The organism is Haloferula rosea (assembly GCF_016595525.1).
Classification (GTDB): Bacteria; Verrucomicrobiota; Verrucomicrobiia; order Verrucomicrobiales; family Akkermansiaceae; genus Haloferula; species Haloferula rosea.
Genome location: NZ_JAENII010000016.1, coordinates 70,274 through 85,923 on the forward strand (window position 1 = coordinate 70,274; position 15,650 = coordinate 85,923).

The following is a 15,650-nucleotide window of genomic DNA, read 5'->3' on the forward strand; positions in this document are numbered from 1 at the left end:
GGCCCCAAGGGTGATACCGACGCGGAACACGGCGAATGACAATGCTCACTCAAGTCGCAGCAACGAACCTTTGACCCTCTCTGGAAACATCGCTCCTGCATGGTTGGTCGAAGCACGTCGCCGGTTCGGTGAACGTGAAGAAGTATTCGAATATGTCGACAGCCCCTACAGCCTTTGGACGAACCTCCGGGATGTCTTCAAGCGCGCCTACGAGTATCCCTACACGGAGGCCGATATCCGATCGATTTACGAGTATGCCGATTGGTCATGCCGACAACCACGGGGGGCAACGGCAGAGGATGATTTGCTCACTTGTGTCGCCGTTTGTTTCTTCGAGCGTCTTCCTGAGATCGACGCTGCCGTGAAGGACCTTCCGAGGTGGTTCAAGCTGAGCGAGATCATGGCGATGAGCGAGACCCTCAGCTACCGACTCGGAGATGCAGGATTCGAGCGATTGCTGGAGGCCTATCCGAAAACGCAGCGTGCGAAGATGAGTAAGACCAGGCCAACAGGCCGCCGCCCAACTTAGGAATCAGGTGGCCGATCCGCTGGCCAAATCGAGCTGAGGTGCATTCGCCGTCGCGAGTGGCGCCACAAGATCTCCGGTCCACGACCCGATCGGCCCTAACCACCCCCGCGATCGGTTTCTGAAAGCGTGATCTGCCGGGCGTCGAGCAACAGGGACAGCGCCAGACGGTCGTCATCAGGGATGGCGATGGAATCCTCCCCGGATGGATACTTGCCGGCCAGGAACTCGCGCTGGGCCAGGGGAAGGTCATGCAGATCCACGACATGCATCGCCCAGTCCTTGAACAGCCGCTCGGTGATCGGTTCGTAAGTCAACAACCTGAGGCTCCCGTGCCGGGTGTCCCTGGAAATTTTCAGATAGAGGTCGTTGACTGGATCCACCGGTCCCTCCAGCACTTGAAGAAACGCCTCGCCGGACAGAACGAGCAGGCCGGTGATGTCATCCTCTCCGTTCCTGACCGCACTGGATTCGGCCAGTTCAAGCAAGCTCTCGTTCGACAGGAGATCCCACGATGTCTGACTCTTGTAGATGAGTCGACAGGTCCTGGGAGCTGAAGTGGCTGATGAGTCGGATGACATGACAAGTTGGCTCTGGCGAATGGATCCACCCCAATTTCTGTGGTGAGGTCAACGTATTACGGACCGGGGGAGCCGACACTTTCGCTGCTTTCGCCCGCTTGGCAAAGGGTCCTTCTCGGAAGAGGCATCCCGTTTGCGCAGCCGCATGCTCCGCCATCCTTTTGTATTCCCTTTACCGGCGAAGCCAGGTCCTGCTAGATCTTGTGAATGCATGCAACTTCCTCTGCCGACCCGATCCACTGCGTCATCACCCGTGCACTGCGGATGCTCTGGATGGTGGCGGCGGTGGTGACGACATCGGTCGGTCACGTCATGGCCCAGGAGGATCAGGAGACGGAACGACACGTCGCGATTCTATCCGTCTACAAGTCCTTCGATGCGGCGCGGGAGGATGCGGAAAAGATCTCCAAGGCCACAAAGATCCCATTTTCCATGGAAGGCAGGGTCCATGACAAGAAGCGCGGGCTGATCTATCCGGACGACTATGACGACGAGATCTTCCGTGGTGGCTATGTCGCCCGCCGCTACCACACCACAATTTTGGAAGGATCCGAGAAGGAAACACCCTACCTCTCCGTGGAGCGCTCGGATGGCTACGAGGGGTTCAAGCCCGGCTTCTACATCGTCGTCGCCGGCATCCATGAAACCCGTGACGCCGCCCTGAAGCAGACGCAGCAGTTCAAGAAGTGGGCTCCCACCGGATACGTGAAGAAGACCCGCATTTACATGGGCTGTCTGCACTGATTCCCCTGCTGGCTCAGAGGGCCTTGTCGCGCCTCCTACAGCTCTCGATTCCCACATCCATCATCGTGACGCGCGATGCTTCTCCCAGTGGACCGGAGGAAATCACCTGCGGGTCAGTTGCAAGAGCAACCGTCACACGGGCAGCAATCGCAGCACCCGGAATCGCCCGGGCCGGTGTCGCAGCAGGCGTCGGCACAGCCACTCGACTTGCCCCCGCTCCGTCCGCACGAGGACCCGCAGTCACAGCAATCTCCACAACCGTGACAGCAATCGCAGTGATCCCAACAGCTGTCCCGCTTCTTGCGTCTGCGCTTCTTGCCCCCTCCGGGGCTGAGCTCCAAGAACGAGCCGTGACACTGAGCGGTCGTATCCAGCAGGCTGGGAAACAAGAGCTGATGCCGCTGCAGTGACAAGCTGCCGAGGTGATCCCGAAATCCGTTCCACGCCGATTGGATCCGGGAGCGGATCGTCCCGGAGTCGAGCTGGTCGAAGGGATTGAACCGACCCCGCCGCCGGTCAGCCTCTCGGTCATCCCACGCGTCCCGCCAATAGACCAGCGAGCCCAACGAGGAGCCCAACGCATGCAGCCTTTGATGCTCGTGAGGGAGCTCGAGAAGCATGGCAAGGTGGCCGGTGATCCGCCCGAAAGCCTCCGCCGTCGGCGCATCCGCGCGCTCCGGGCACTGCATCTCATATTCCTCCTGCGACCCGAGACGGTCCAGCACGGTCTGGGTTGGAAACGATGAGGAATTCAACCAGCCCACCGCCCGGTCGACGGCCGGTCCGGTGAACCATCCACCCAGCCTCGACGCGACCCGGCGCGCAGGACCTTCGTCGCGGGTATCGTCATCAAGCTTCGCCGCCAAGCCACAGATGGAGACCGCGGCCGCGTGCTGCACCGCCGGGTGGTCGTCGCTGACCGGAAAGGGCGCGGCAAAGGGATTGCAGCAGGTGGCCGCCTGCCAGCGGGGTTCCGCGCGGTCGAGCGACATGCCCACGAGGGCAAGGAAAGTGGCGTCCCGATTGACCAGCATCCGCGCGGCATTCCCATACTCACGCCCGAGACAGCGGGCGAGCCCGCAGAACGAACCACGCCAGGCAGGAAAGACGGATTCCGTGCAGCGGGCACAGGGTGAGGCAATGAAGCCGAACATGGAGGAAGTCCAACAGGCTGCCGCACACCCCGCAAGCAGCGAGGCATGCCGGATGCCGTTCCTCCGTTCCGTTAGACGATCGATTTGATCATGCCACCCTCGGCACGGATGCTCGCGCCATTGACCGCCGAGGCAAGCGGTGAGCAGAGAAAGGTGACCACGCTGGAGATCTCCTCTGGTCGGATGAAGCGCTGGAGCAGGGAATCCGGCTCGGTCTCGCGGAAGAAGTCGGCGACGAACTCATCCTCGGTCTTTCCCTCCACCTCCGCACTGTCGGCCAACCACTCCTGCACCCCTTCGGTCATGGTCGGCCCCGGAAGGACCGAGTTCACCGTGATGTCCTTGCCTGATCCCTTGGTCAGGTTCGCCATGCCCCGACCAATCACCACCTGGGCACCCTTGGTCATGGAATAGTGGATCATGCTTTCAAGTCCACGGATGCCCGCCTCGCTCGCCACATTGATGATCCGTCCGAAATCCTTCTCCATCAGCTTCGGGAAAAAATGGCGGGAAAGCCGCACCGTACTCATGACGTTGGCCTCGAAAAACCTCCTCCATTCCTCGTCGCCAATCTCCACGAAGGGCTTGGGTTCGAAAATCCCCATGTTGTTCACCAGGATGTCCAGTCCACCCAGCGCATCGATCTCCTTGCAGATCCGCTCGCAGTCGTCGGCCACCGCCAGATCCCCTTCCACCGCAAAAACCTCACCCCGCTCTGACAGCTCGTCCACCAGCGTTTCGGTTTTGCTCCGGCCATTGACAATCACCCGGGCGCCCTCGCCGAGCAGAGCGACTGCGATGCTCTTGCCGATTCCTTTGGTCGATCCCGTGACGAATGCGGTCTTGCCGCTGAGTTGAAGATTCATGATGCGCGTTTGATTTGACCCAGATAGCCCCACTTGGCCAACCCTGATCGATCCGCGCCGGGCCATCGTGTGGGGCGGATCCGAATAGCATAGCCCAAGCAGACGAATCCTCACCCTCCATTTGCCGACAGATTCTAAACGCTTCTCCCCGGCGCCACCCTTTGGCATGATGTCGATCTTGTCGCGCGCTTGATCTTGCGTTTCTCCAGCAACGACCAACTGTTCCGATCAGCTCATGCCTTCATTCCTCCCCATCTTCGGCCTCGGCCTCATCCTGATGCACGCCAGCCATGCGCAGGTCCGCATTCACGACACCGCCGTCCGCCTGCTTGCCAAACCCTTCGGCATCGAGAAGAGGATCCAGCTCGAAAGCATCGATGCACTCCACTGCGCTGCCGATGGAACGAAGCGCATTACGCTCACACTTCGCAATTCGGGCGTGAAGGAAGTCGTCCTCAACGATCCATCCTTTTCCCTCGACATTGTCCTGCCCGACGGCAACTGGGCCTCGCTGGGCACGGTCGGTGGCGCCAGCATCACCTTCCCAATCACCGGCAAGGACCACACCGTGTCGCGCACCTACGTCGCGACCTTCGACAGCAAGCTCAAGCGTGCCGACCTTGAAGCCTACTTGCGGGACTCCGCGAAAAGCTCGGGCAGACTTCGCCTGCTCGGCCGGGCCGACATGCTGGTGAACAGCGGCGGGAAGACGGAGTTTTCCAAGAAGAACCTGAAGCTTGAGGTCGCCGGCGTGACGACCCTCGCCACGCACTTCAAGGCGGTATCCGTCAGCCGCGCAGACCAGTTGCCAACGGTCGGGAGGCGTTAGAGCTTCGTTCGCACAAGCAGGAGGCCCGGCGACCGATTCTCCAGAGACCGATCATTCCGTCGTATCCGCGGAAGGATCTTCCATCCGGATCAAGAGCCACGACTCGGTCTTTCCATCGGGAAGATGAACCAGCACCCGGGTTCTCGGTAATCCCAGGTTGTAGAGCCCGGTATCAACGACCACAGGGGTGTTCCCCTCAATCCTGAATGCCGCACGCCATGTCTCCTGATCGACGTTCCCGCGAACGGGGTGCACCCGGCCTTGCGGCCAGTTGGTGTAAGTTCCGGAGATCGTTCCGCTTTTCTCGAGCGCGAGCTGAATGGCCTGGGGCCCACGGTGCTCACCGGTGTCCGGTGACAGGACATACGTGCCGAGCGGGAACCACGCCGCTTCACGGCCGACAAGCGGGTCGGGTTCGGCATCGGCGAGCTCGCCCGCCGACCAACGATAATCGTTCAGGGTCGCCACCGCTTTCCCGTAAAGGTTCATCATCTCATCCGCCATCGTGAGATTCAGGCCGGGAAGGTAGGCGAAGGGAGGCACGGCACCCTTACCGAGCTCGCTGGTCAACTCGCCCCACGTCAGCGAACCCCACCAATCCTCGGCGGGTCGTGTCTTCGAGTAAGCCATCGGCTGCTCGACACCACCCCACCATGAGGAGGTGAAAAGGTCGTCGGGCCTGTTGCCATGTGCATCCTTCAACGCGGCTTCGGACCACGCCTTGGTGGCGTCAAGCTGGTCCTTGATCAGAGATGCCTCGGTGCGCTCGCTGACCGCATCCACGAGTCGACCATGCGCCGCTTCCCAACGGTCCGCAAAGACTCCTTCGGTGAGCTCGGCCTGCGGGTCAACGGAAGTGTCGGCAGGGCTTCGGCGCACTGGCTGCAGAGGCTTTGCATCCTGCCCGGCAGGAGCACTTTCCTGCCCGACGGGCACCGCGTCCTGACCAGCAGGCGCATCACCAGCACCGGCCGGGACGGCATCCTGACCAGCCGGGGCATCACCCTGACCCACCGGCACGGCGTCCTGACCCACCGGCACGGCATCTTGGCCAGCAGGAACCGCATCTTTCCCAGCGGGATAGGTATCAGCGAAAAGGGAGCTTGCGCCAGCGCAGGCAAGCAGGCTGAGCACGGTTGGAGTCGAGTGGATCAATTTCATGGTATTCAGGAGTGGAAGAATCCCGTCCACACGCTTTCGATGCCACTTCGCATCGTCCGCATGGAACGCAATCATGGTTCCCCCTTCTCCAGCCCGATGCATGCCAGCCCGGAAGGCTGGTGTTTCCGTGCATTTTCCCACTCCACTGCCGACCTCAGACGGACATCTGCACGATGCATCGTGCAAATATCCACCTTTCCCAACCGGACAACCCCGACCGACTACTCCCCGTCCGAAGGCAATGGCATCAGCGGGATGTTCTCCACCTTGAAAGGAATCACATGCTTGGTGATGCCGGTGAAGGTCTCGACCTCAACGCGGCATGCCTCATCCAGGGCCTTGTCGACCGTGAAAGTCATCGTTCCACCATCGCCGGACCAGAAGTGTCCATTGCGCTGGCTCTCCAGGCGTAGCCCATCGGCATCGATGAAGTGGACGTCCTTGACCATGCTGCGCTTGAACTCGAAACGGATGGAGACCTCTTTCTTGTCCTCATGAAAGCTGTGATCCCCCAGCTTCTCGATCTTGGCTCCAAAATGTTCACCAGCTTCATCCACAGCCAACTTCTTGAAGCCGAGATCCGTGCGCTCCGATCCCTCAGCCGCCATGAAAACCAACTCGCCCGCGAGCTCCTTGATCATGCTCACTCCCGCATCGGGCAGCTGGTCCGAACTGACTTCGAAGCCAACCGTCGCACCATCCTCACTCAGGTCCACTGAGCGAATCTCCCGATCCCAGTCCTTCTTGGGCAGGAGGTTCTGGCCATTCTCGAGAGTGAATGTGGTGACCTTCCCATCATCGGCACTGATCACCGCACCCGGCAGCTTTGCGATGAAGGCAAGGCTGATGCCCTCCGACCAATTGAACGGGCGCACGTTGTTGTCCGGACTCGGCGTCACAATCCTGAGCCCCGCAAGGCGCAGCGATTCAAATTTCCCTTCACCCGAAATCGGCGCCGGAGGGATGATCTTCAGACCGAGCTTCTCCAGCATCGCCGGGGCCGCTTCCTGTGCCGCCTTCACCTCCGACTTGTAGTCGAATGCCGCTTCCCCCGCTCCCGAGAAGGTGAGTGTCGGATTCCCCGGACGTCCGAACATCGCCTCAAAAATCTCTTCCGGAGGGTCTCCCTGCATCTCCAGACCATTCCCCGCCGCCGAGCGCAGCAGCTCCTCATCTTCGATCAGCTTGTCAAAGGCCGCCATCATCTTGGCGCCGCTTGTCTCAACCGCATACGAGGTCTCCGAGAGTGCCTCGAAGTTCTGATTCTTGCTCGGTTTCCGAGGAAGATGAAACGTCGCCTTCGAAGTCATGTCACCCATCATCCCGGCAGCCATCGCCTTCATCTGCAGCAGTTGCTGCTTGGCCTTGGCCACCTCCGCCTCCTGCTCCTCCGCAGTCATCTTGTCCCACTCCTTGCCCTTCTTTTGCTCGTCCTCATCGCCCTCCTCATCTTGGCTCTGCGAGCAAGTGAGGGTCACCACATCCCCGTCGCGGGTGAGCCCGGGAGTCAGCAAGCTCGACGAGACGGATCCCATCTTGAGCTTCAGCTGGTTCAGATCGTTGAAGTACGCCGTGCCCTTGAAATCGATCTTCTCGTCGTCCGTCAGTTCAAACGAAACATCCGCCCAGGCACTGACCCCCTCCGACTCCTCCAGAATGTCACGTGCCGCATCCTTGAGCTTCTCTTCAGGCATTTTCCTGTCGTCATTCCCGAAGGAAATCGCCGCATCGAGAGGCATGGTGAACTCAAACACGACCTTGCCGGAACCGTCGGGATTGAGCGTGTAGGTCCGCTCTTCCTGATAGCAGGCGGTGAGCAGGAAGGCAGCGGCGATCGCAAGAAGTCGTAGGAGCCAAGTCATGATGCCTGCCAGTCCATCGGGAACCACGCCATCAGGATAGGAGAAAAATCCCACCAATCTGTAATCCACCGCGGCCGGACCACACGCCACCCTCACGGACACAAAAAATCCGATGGGAAGCGCACTCCCCATCGGATGGAATCGTCGATCCCGCAGCGGATCCGATCTATCGGCGATCCGTCTCGGCCTGTGGCGTCCGATTACCGCGGGCACGCTCGTTCGACCGGCGCAGCTCCTCGATCACCCGTTGCTGGCGTTCAATCTGCTGTCGCATCTGGCGCAGCTGTGCCTCCATCCGCTCAAAGCGGCGGTTCATCTCCATCATGATGCGCGGCGCAGCATCACCCGCAGCGCCCGGATGGCCCATCTGCCGCTCACGAGCCTGCTCCCGCATCGCGGGTGGACCGTCCGGAGTCACCTTCACCTCTTTCCGCTTACCCGCCTGAATGAGCCGGAGGGAGAGGGGTTGACCAGCTCGGCCTGAAGCCTGCACCGCCTCCTTGAGTTCATCCAAGCTACTCACAGTCTTGCGGTCCCCGGCTCCCAGCAAGATGTCACCGGGCTTGATTCCGGCCTTCGCCGCAGGACTCCCCGGCATGACCTCGGTCACCTGCAGTCCCCCCTCCTTGGGAAGATCGAGATGCTTGCGAAGCACCGGCTCAACCGCCCCCGCTCCAAGACCGATCCGCCACTGGGGCCGGACAGCATCGCGGGTTTCCTCGCGGGTCGCCTCCTGCATCTGGCGCAGCATCGGGCGGATCATCTCGCGGACCTCATCGGGCACACGATCCAGATTCGGTCGGTCGCCACCGCGACGCGCGGGTGCATCACCCGGTTTGATCTCGCGGATCTCGACGTCCACCGCCGGAGCGCGATCACTTCGCTCAGGCTGCTGGGCCAGCGCGGGCAGGGCAAGGCATGCGCACAGTGACAGCATGCCGGGGTTCGAAAATGTAGGTATCGTTTTCATGGTTCATTCATGAAAGCGAGACGAAGCACCACCTTTGTCTGGTCCCCTGCCCGCCCCGCATGCACCGCACCATCCCTCCGCCGCACACGCGGCGGTCAGCACCCCCTTGGGTCAATCGCGCTCAAGCAGATCGAGGATCTTCTGATGCCGCTCCTGGAAGTCGCTGCGGTCCTTTGGATTCATCTCCACCATCTCGAGGTCCTCGGCAATCAGTTTCGCATGATGCCGCAGTGCCACCGCGAAGTCCGGGTGCGGATCGCATCCCGCCAGCCGGAGATAACTCTCCACCAGGGCGATCATCACCGACTCGTTTCCACGCGCATGCTGCCGCAGCGGGTGATACGCCGCGTCCAGAAGCCCCATCGAATCCGGCGTGGGGATCACGAGACGCAATCTACCATGCTCATCGTACCACAATCCGGCATGCAGGTGGGAGGAAACGATCCTCGACACGGCACCACCCAGCCTCTCGATGACATTGATCGCCGTGTAGGGGTCGTTGATTCCCGGAGACAGCGCCTTCGCGGCGATCTCCACCAACTGCCGGATGGCGAACTCCACATCCTGCTGCGCGGTTCGCTCGCTTCCCAACGCAAAGGCTCCCGTCGGCAACTCGTCCGACAGATCACTGGTCGCGTGCAGCGACACCAGAACGTCCCCCTCATACACGAAGTCTCCAGCGCGGTGCTCACAGCGGATCAGCAGATCCTTCGACTTGGCAAACTCAAGCAGGCAATCGGTATCGATCAGCTGGACATAACCTTCCGCTTTCGAGCGGATCTCCCCGACTTTCCGCAGGTCCACCGGCGAAGCCACCGTCTCGCCAACCCGGGAGTTCGGGCAGCTCATGCAGAAGCTGTCGAATGCCTCATGCAGGTCGGACGTGACCTCCTGGATGATGTAGGGAACCTGGATGAATCGGGACACCATGTGGATGAATGCCAGCAGAATCACGAAGGCCGCCAGACCACCGATCACCCCGAACCAGACCGCCGCATCCGGCACGTGCCGACCCGTCGCCAGCGCTGCCGCGACGACAATCTGATAGGCAAAGGATCCGACGAACCCCCCGATCGCCAGTTTCGACCCCGTCTTGCGCATGAAGTTCGGCAACAGACGTGGACCGAACTGCGCCGAAGCCGAGGAAAGCACCACCATCGTGATCGAGAAAACCACCGCAGCCACCGTGATCGACCCGGCGGCAAGCGCGGTCATCACCCCGCCTGCAGCAGCCGGATCAAATACCAGCTCCGTATCCGGCGAGTACCACTCCATGCCGGCCAAACCCGTCATCACCAGGGCCACCACCAACGAAGCCATCGTGATCAGCCCCGGCACGAACCACAGGCCTTCCCAAAGGGACCGGAGGATCTGCCGAAACATCGAGTTCATACAAAGGGCCTAAACCTTGATTGTGTTCAACGCGAACAAAACATCGGCTGCGCCCAGCCCCCACAGGGATCTTGAAAGCCACTTCTTCTCCATCGTTCCGCGGCTGGGTTGGGACCTGCACGATGGGCTCGCATCAAAAGCCCGCACCAGACAACACCGCGACCACCCCGACGACGAGGAACACCACCAGCAGCGCTCCCACAATCATCATCGACCACTGGACAAAGTTCACGGACTGCCCGGTCACGGGTCGTAGGTGACTTCGAAGACCGCGAAGTTCCGGGGAATCGTCGAGGCCGGAATGAAGGTGTAGATCACCCGATCATAGTCAGCGTTGATGTTCGTCACCGAGGTGGTCACCCCGCCGGGCTCGACGAATCCTCCGACGATCGCCGAAGTCTTGAGCCGGTATTTCAGGAATGGGGCTGCCTTGCGACGCATCGTGATCGCCCGGAAACGCCGCGTCGTCGGGTTCGGCTGCTGCACGAAAATCCGCGGCTCGCCCGCAATCGCTCCGTCCGACAACACACCGGCATCCGCCACGTTCGGATTCAGATTGAAGGCCATCTCCTCGAAATTCTTCAGCCCGTCGCCGTCGGGGTCCGCCAGTGGCCAGGTGTCCTCGTCCAGCAACCCAAAGGTCGCCGCCCAGGCCGCCACCGGCGAGACGTCCGCAGCCCACAGCTGGTGCGTCCCCTGCCCGCTGGCCACAAACGCATCCTCCGTGCCGTCCCCCGTGAAGTCGGCCACCAGAATCCGCCGCGTCGGCACATCCGCGTAGTTCGGACCGAACGAAAATGATCCGGACCCATCGTTGATCATGAGGGTGTCCTGCTGCGGACCCAGCCCCCCATAGCCGAGCCAGAGATCGAGGTCGCCATCATCATCGTAGTCATAGGCGGATGCCGTTTGGACGAAACTCGGACCGATGGACGCCCCCGAGTCGGTCAGGGTTCCATTGACATCGTTCAGCCACAACCGATTGCCTCCAGTGCCGTTCGCGCAGAAAACATCGACGTAGGTATCACCGTTGAAATCCGCGGCGACCACCGCCCGGGTGGATCCCGTTCCCACCGCTTGACCCGAATCGCTGAAGACTCCGGAACCGTTGTTGAGCCAGAGTTTGTCGTCCTCGTTGTTTCCCCCCACGTAGATGTCCGGATCCAGGTCGCCATCGACGTCGAAGACCACGAAATGCGTCTGATTCCCGGTGCCCAGAGCATCCACTCGGGTGAAGTTTCCCGAGCCATCATTGAAATAGATGCTGTTCTGTCCGTCGAAGCCGAACCCGGTGTTGTTGGTCACGATGATGTCGAGCCCATTGACCCCATCGACGTCCGCCAACTTCAGGCTGCCTCCCGAATGACTGTCGAGCACCTGAGCCGACTCGGTGAATCCACCGGACCCGTCGTTCAGCCAGATCCGGTCTCGCTTGTCCGCAGCACCCGTGTAGGTCGTTGCATAGATGACAAGGTCGGGGCCGTTGACGCCGTCCAGGTCCCCGATCTGGATCGAGTCCGCATTGTTCCCCACGGGGTTGGGAAGTACCACTCCCGGATCATCGAACTCACCGTTTCCATCATTGAGGAGGAAAGTAATCGTGCCCGCGATGTTCGAGAGCGCGACATCAAGATCCGTGTCCCCATCCAGATCGGCGAACGCGGCACTCGTCGCCTGCGTGCCGGAAAGCTCCTGCGGAGACGGCACCAGCGGGCCACCCATGGCCACCGGTTTGCGGAACAACACCCGGGGAGAAATCGAGTCGGAAGCGAGAAGGTAGTCCTCATCGAGGTCGCCATCCACATCGCCTCTCCCGATCCCGAACGACCCTCCATCCCCGGCGGGAATGGCCGAAAGCGAGAACACCCCCGATCCGTCATTGAGCCAGATCTGGTTCGTCTGACCGCGGTTGCGCGAGACCAACACGTCCAGATCGGTATCGCCATCAAAGTTCGCGACCACCACCGAGGTGTGGTAGTCCCCACTGAAATTCGGCTGCGCCAGATTGGTGAACACCCCGGTCCCGTCATTGAGATGCACATGGTTCACCTGACCCGAGATGCTGCCATTGGCGACGAAGACATCGAGGTCGAGATCGCCATCCAGATCGGCAATCTCCAGGCCGAATGTCGTCGCCGAAAATGGCAGGTTCGTCCCTTGGGTGAAGACCGCATTGCCGTCGTTCAGCCAGACCGTGTTGGCTCCGTTGTTGCCCATGATCAGGTCCGGATAAGTGTCTCCATTCAGATCCCCGACCGCGGCACAGATCGTGAAGAGTTCGCCCAGGTTCTGCCCGGTGTCGGTAAACACCCCGCTTCCATCATTGAGCCAGATTTCGTTTCGATGACTGCTGCTGTCCGAAGGCAGCACCAGGTCGAGGTCCGTATCCCCGTCCAGATCCGTCAGGATGATCTGCCCACGAATCGTCGACAGCCCGATCTCCTGCCCCGAGTCCGTTAGATTACCGTAGCCGTCGTTCAGGTAGAGTTTGCAGGGATCGAAGTAGGCCGCGTAGATCAGATCATCGTCGCCATCCCCATCGACATCTCCGAATGCGGAGGCGCCGCCACTGGGCAGCTCCGGCCCGATCTCACTGCGGGTGAAGACTCCGGACCCATCGTTGATGAGCAACTGGCCGGAGGCGGCGGAATTCGACAAACAGGCATCCAGGTCACCATCTCCATCGAGGTCACCGAGCGAAGCACCACTGACACTTGAGACCGGAACATCGAGATTCCAGGTCAGTTCAAGTTGTCCAATGACGGGGCTGACCATCAGAAGCGCACACCAACCGAAAGCATGAATGGGGGGAGCAATCATCCCGCCTTCATACCGAATCCGGCCGCCCAGTGCCACCAAAAGTGGTCATGCCCCGGTGACAAGTTCGCCCGAAGAAGGGGCTCCGGTGGAATCCTGCGTGAGGCGAACCGACGTGAAATCCAGCAACCCGCCTCGCCGGAACGGCTGTCGACGCTCGGTCCGGACCCGCTCAACAAGCGCCTGCTCCACGCGCCTCATACCGCGGAATCCGGCCGTTCAATCGCGACGGCGCCGGAATGCCACCAGTCCCCCCATGACCATCAACAGGGCCGAGGACGGCTCGGGAATGAAGCCGTTGAAACTCGCATCATCACTCAGGGCCAGCAGACCGATCGCACCACTGGCATTGGTGAATTCAAACTCGATTCTCGAAAGCCTCGAGTCGAGCCCCAGCGACTCGGTATCAATGATCGGCGTGTAATAGAGGAAATTGTTGTCAGGAGTGTCGAACTCCAAACTCGGAGAGTAGGTCGCCACGTTGCTGTTGATGTCCGTGAACCGGAACAAGGGCACGCCGGTCTCCTCGAAGTCCACAAGCAAGGTCTGGACGTAGCGGTAGTCGTAGTTGGTCGCATCGATATCGATCACGATGATTCCCCCTGCCGCCCGGTCATCAGGGTCGGTGAAGATGCCCTGGGCATTCTGGTTGTTGTTCTCCTGCACGATCAGGGCATTGCCCACGATGTAGTCGCTACCGAGGTTCCCCCCATTCCAACCACGGACCGAATCCTGCCCGTTGAGCCCCAAGCGCTGGAGATCGGGATCCGAAGTCGTAGGCGTGCCGGGATTCGGCTGCGGGATCTCCGTGTCGAATGCCACAATCGGCAGGCTGTTGCCCGCGTTGTCGTCATCGACCCCCGAGATCGTAACCCCCGCACTCGAAAAAAACTGGTTGGTCACCTCCTCACCATGCTGCAGCGAATCAAAATCAAGGCTTGCCGTGCTCGCGACCGCCCACGTCGGGAGGAAAAGCGACAAACAACATGCAGCGAACGAGGCAGGATGAGCAGGAACCAACATCTGAGACAAGGGAGGAGAATGAACCCGACCCAAGACGGGCGGGGCAGAGGAATTTAGGAGGATTGGGTAATCTGACAACCTTAAATACTTAGGCCGCAGAGGCCCTGAACCCTCGATTCGCCAAAGTCAGCGGGCACGGACCCCCGAATCCTGTCATCCGACTGGAAATCCGCATCAAGCCTGCTGCGGGATTGAAAGACACCTCGCAATCCCGACGCATTGACATCCATGAAATGGCACACCCCTGCATCGAGGACCCTCGCGCTCTGCCTCGCGGCGGCCTCCATCCTGCCCACCTTCGCCAATCCGTCGGACTGGCCCCATTACCTCGGCCCGGACAAGAACTCCATCTCGCCGGACCCCACCCCCCTCGCCGACAGCTGGCCCGCCGATGGCCCGCCCGAAATCTGGAGCATCGAAGTCGAACCCGGTCACGGCGGACCCGCCGTGGTCGACGGCAAAGTCTATTTCATGGATCGCGTCGACAGCGAAAAGGACGTGCTCCGGGTCCTCGACTTCGAAACCGGCAAGGTCCTCCAGGAAGCCGCCGTCGAATCCCCCGGCCGCGTCAATTTCCCCGGCTCGCGCGGAGTCCCGACCGTGACCGATACCCATGTCTTCGCCACCGGCCCCATGGGCATCGTCGCAGCATGGAAACGCAGCGACCTGTCCCTCCTGTGGACCGTCGATGTCGTGAAGGAGTTCGGCGCCGATCCCCTCCACTTCGGCTACGCCGTTCATCCCCAGATCCACGAGGACCTCGTCATCATCGCCACCAATGCCAAGGACGCCTCAGTGGTCGCGCTCGAGATCAACACCGGCAAGCTCGTGTGGAAGGCCGGTGGCCTCTTCGGCAGCCTGTCCTCGCCACTCATCCGCGAATTCCAGGGCCGCGACCAGATCCTCTACATCTCCAACAAAACTCCCGAGAAACCCAGTGGCAACGACACCCCGAGCGTGGCCGGTCTGGACCCGAAGACCGGCAAGGTGCTCTGGCGATACCAGGACTTCCCCTTCAACCTGCCCATTCCCGCTCCCGTCGTCGTCGACGACCAAACCCTCTTCCTGACCGCCGGCTACGAAGCAGGATCCCAGTTGGTGAAGTTCAACGGCGACCAGAAACCGACATCCAGAAGAACCTCGAAATGGGGCGCCCACATCTGCCCACCGATCGTGCACGACGGCCACATCTACTTCCTCACCCACGAGAACTCCACGCTCAAGAACAAGAAGGTCTGGCCCGAGCTCGGCCTCCACTGCATCACGACCTCTGGCGAAAAACGATGGAACTCGGGAGCAGAGCCGATGTTCGGCCGGGGCTCGATGATTCTCGCCGATGGCAAACTGATCATCCGCGACAGCTACTTCGGAAAACTCTACCTCGTGAAACCCGACCCCGAGGGATACCACCAGCTCGCCGAAGCCAACCCATTCAATCACCGCCGCCGCGACCTCAAACGCTGGGCACCCCTCGTCATCTCGAAAGGACGACTCCTCATCCGCGACGAACGCGAGATGAAATGCCTCGATCTGCGCGGGAAGTAGCCGTCCTCACTGCCAGGCCATGCGGGACAAGGTGGACACCCCGAAGCACGCGAGAGATATGGCAACCGGATGGGAAGCAACCCGCCTTTGCCAATCTAAGACATGCCAAAGGCCTGAACCGCATCAACTATCGCGGCCGCGAGAAAGTGGCCGTGATATGGAAACTGTGGAGCATCATGC

Annotated in this window: 13 protein-coding genes; 4 read left to right on the plus strand and 9 right to left on the minus strand. The window is 60.9% G+C overall.

Annotation, left to right across the window (positions count from 1 at the left end; all coding sequences use genetic code 11):
* The first annotated feature begins 70 nt into the window (after positions 1-70).
* Positions 71-529 carry a hypothetical protein gene (locus JIN81_RS17005; RefSeq protein WP_200282737.1) on the plus strand — a complete coding sequence of 153 codons (459 nt, stop codon included), beginning with the start codon at positions 71-73 and terminating at the stop codon, positions 527-529.
* A gap of 95 nt (positions 530-624) precedes the next feature.
* Here JIN81_RS17005 and JIN81_RS17010 read toward each other — a convergent pair whose 3' ends face one another.
* Positions 625-1,107, minus strand: a complete 483-nt coding sequence (locus JIN81_RS17010; RefSeq protein WP_200282739.1) for a BLUF domain-containing protein — start codon at positions 1,105-1,107, stop codon at positions 625-627.
* A 207-nt stretch (positions 1,108-1,314) separates the two neighbouring features.
* Here JIN81_RS17010 and JIN81_RS17015 point away from each other — a divergent pair, with 207 nt between their 5' ends.
* Complete coding sequence (locus tag JIN81_RS17015; protein WP_200282741.1) at positions 1,315-1,851, plus strand: hypothetical protein; 537 nt, start codon at positions 1,315-1,317, stop codon at positions 1,849-1,851.
* Between the two features lie 113 nt (positions 1,852-1,964).
* Here JIN81_RS17015 and JIN81_RS17020 read toward each other — a convergent pair whose 3' ends face one another.
* Positions 1,965-3,005, minus strand: a complete 1,041-nt coding sequence (locus JIN81_RS17020; protein WP_200282743.1) for a DUF5685 family protein — start codon at positions 3,003-3,005, stop codon at positions 1,965-1,967.
* A gap of 71 nt (positions 3,006-3,076) precedes the next feature.
* Positions 3,077-3,871: an SDR family NAD(P)-dependent oxidoreductase gene (locus JIN81_RS17025; RefSeq protein ID WP_200282745.1), complete on the minus strand. Its 795-nt coding sequence runs from the start codon at positions 3,869-3,871 to the stop codon at positions 3,077-3,079.
* 235 nt (positions 3,872-4,106) lie between these two features.
* On the opposite strand from JIN81_RS17025, the gene JIN81_RS17030 reads away from it, so the two are divergent.
* Positions 4,107-4,700 carry a hypothetical protein gene (locus JIN81_RS17030; RefSeq protein ID WP_200282747.1) on the plus strand — a complete coding sequence of 198 codons (594 nt, stop codon included), beginning with the start codon at positions 4,107-4,109 and terminating at the stop codon, positions 4,698-4,700.
* Positions 4,701-4,751: 51 nt separating this feature from the next.
* Here the strand turns inward: JIN81_RS17030 and JIN81_RS17035 are convergent, their stop codons facing one another.
* From JIN81_RS17035 to JIN81_RS17060, 6 genes are all read right to left on the minus strand, one after another.
* On the minus strand, positions 4,752-5,861 hold the full coding sequence (locus JIN81_RS17035) for a hypothetical protein (RefSeq protein WP_200282750.1): 1,110 nt from the start codon (positions 5,859-5,861) through the stop codon (positions 4,752-4,754).
* A 221-nt stretch (positions 5,862-6,082) separates the two neighbouring features.
* On the minus strand, positions 6,083-7,723 hold the full coding sequence (locus JIN81_RS17040; RefSeq protein ID WP_200282753.1) for a hypothetical protein: 1,641 nt from the start codon (positions 7,721-7,723) through the stop codon (positions 6,083-6,085).
* 166 nt (positions 7,724-7,889) lie between these two features.
* Positions 7,890-8,693, minus strand: a complete 804-nt coding sequence (locus tag JIN81_RS17045) for a S1C family serine protease (RefSeq protein ID WP_200282756.1) — start codon at positions 8,691-8,693, stop codon at positions 7,890-7,892.
* 111 nt (positions 8,694-8,804) lie between these two features.
* Positions 8,805-10,085: a DUF2254 domain-containing protein gene (locus tag JIN81_RS17050; protein WP_234045181.1), complete on the minus strand. Its 1,281-nt coding sequence runs from the start codon at positions 10,083-10,085 to the stop codon at positions 8,805-8,807.
* A gap of 243 nt (positions 10,086-10,328) precedes the next feature.
* Positions 10,329-12,905 (minus strand): FG-GAP repeat domain-containing protein, encoded by a 2,577-nt coding sequence (locus JIN81_RS17055; RefSeq protein ID WP_200282762.1) that lies wholly within the window; start codon positions 12,903-12,905, stop codon positions 10,329-10,331.
* A gap of 216 nt (positions 12,906-13,121) precedes the next feature.
* Complete coding sequence (locus JIN81_RS17060) at positions 13,122-13,925, minus strand: PEP-CTERM sorting domain-containing protein (RefSeq protein ID WP_200282765.1); 804 nt, start codon at positions 13,923-13,925, stop codon at positions 13,122-13,124.
* A gap of 228 nt (positions 13,926-14,153) precedes the next feature.
* Between JIN81_RS17060 and JIN81_RS17065 the strand changes: the two genes are divergently transcribed.
* Positions 14,154-15,470 carry an outer membrane protein assembly factor BamB family protein gene (locus tag JIN81_RS17065; protein WP_200282768.1) on the plus strand — a complete coding sequence of 439 codons (1,317 nt, stop codon included), beginning with the start codon at positions 14,154-14,156 and terminating at the stop codon, positions 15,468-15,470.
* The last annotated feature ends 180 nt before the right edge of the window (positions 15,471-15,650 follow it).

Coding starts and splice junctions, on each gene's coding strand:
- JIN81_RS17010 (WP_200282739.1), bottom strand. CDS start 1,107: ATGTCATCCGACTCATCAGCCACTTCAGCTCCCAGGACCTGTCGACTC.
- JIN81_RS17015 (WP_200282741.1), top strand. CDS start 1,315: ATGCATGCAACTTCCTCTGCCGACCCGATCCACTGCGTCATCACCCGT.
- JIN81_RS17020 (WP_200282743.1), bottom strand. CDS start 3,005: ATGTTCGGCTTCATTGCCTCACCCTGTGCCCGCTGCACGGAATCCGTC.
- JIN81_RS17025 (WP_200282745.1), bottom strand. CDS start 3,871: ATGAATCTTCAACTCAGCGGCAAGACCGCATTCGTCACGGGATCGACC.
- JIN81_RS17030 (WP_200282747.1), top strand. CDS start 4,107: ATGCCTTCATTCCTCCCCATCTTCGGCCTCGGCCTCATCCTGATGCAC.
- JIN81_RS17035 (WP_200282750.1), bottom strand. CDS start 5,861: ATGAAATTGATCCACTCGACTCCAACCGTGCTCAGCCTGCTTGCCTGC.
- JIN81_RS17040 (WP_200282753.1), bottom strand. CDS start 7,723: ATGACTTGGCTCCTACGACTTCTTGCGATCGCCGCTGCCTTCCTGCTC.
- JIN81_RS17045 (WP_200282756.1), bottom strand. CDS start 8,693: ATGAAAACGATACCTACATTTTCGAACCCCGGCATGCTGTCACTGTGC.
- JIN81_RS17050 (WP_234045181.1), bottom strand. CDS start 10,085: ATGAACTCGATGTTTCGGCAGATCCTCCGGTCCCTTTGGGAAGGCCTG.
- JIN81_RS17055 (WP_200282762.1), bottom strand. CDS start 12,905: ATGATTGCTCCCCCCATTCATGCTTTCGGTTGGTGTGCGCTTCTGATG.
- JIN81_RS17060 (WP_200282765.1), bottom strand. CDS start 13,925: ATGTTGGTTCCTGCTCATCCTGCCTCGTTCGCTGCATGTTGTTTGTCG.
- JIN81_RS17065 (WP_200282768.1), top strand. CDS start 14,154: ATGAAATGGCACACCCCTGCATCGAGGACCCTCGCGCTCTGCCTCGCG.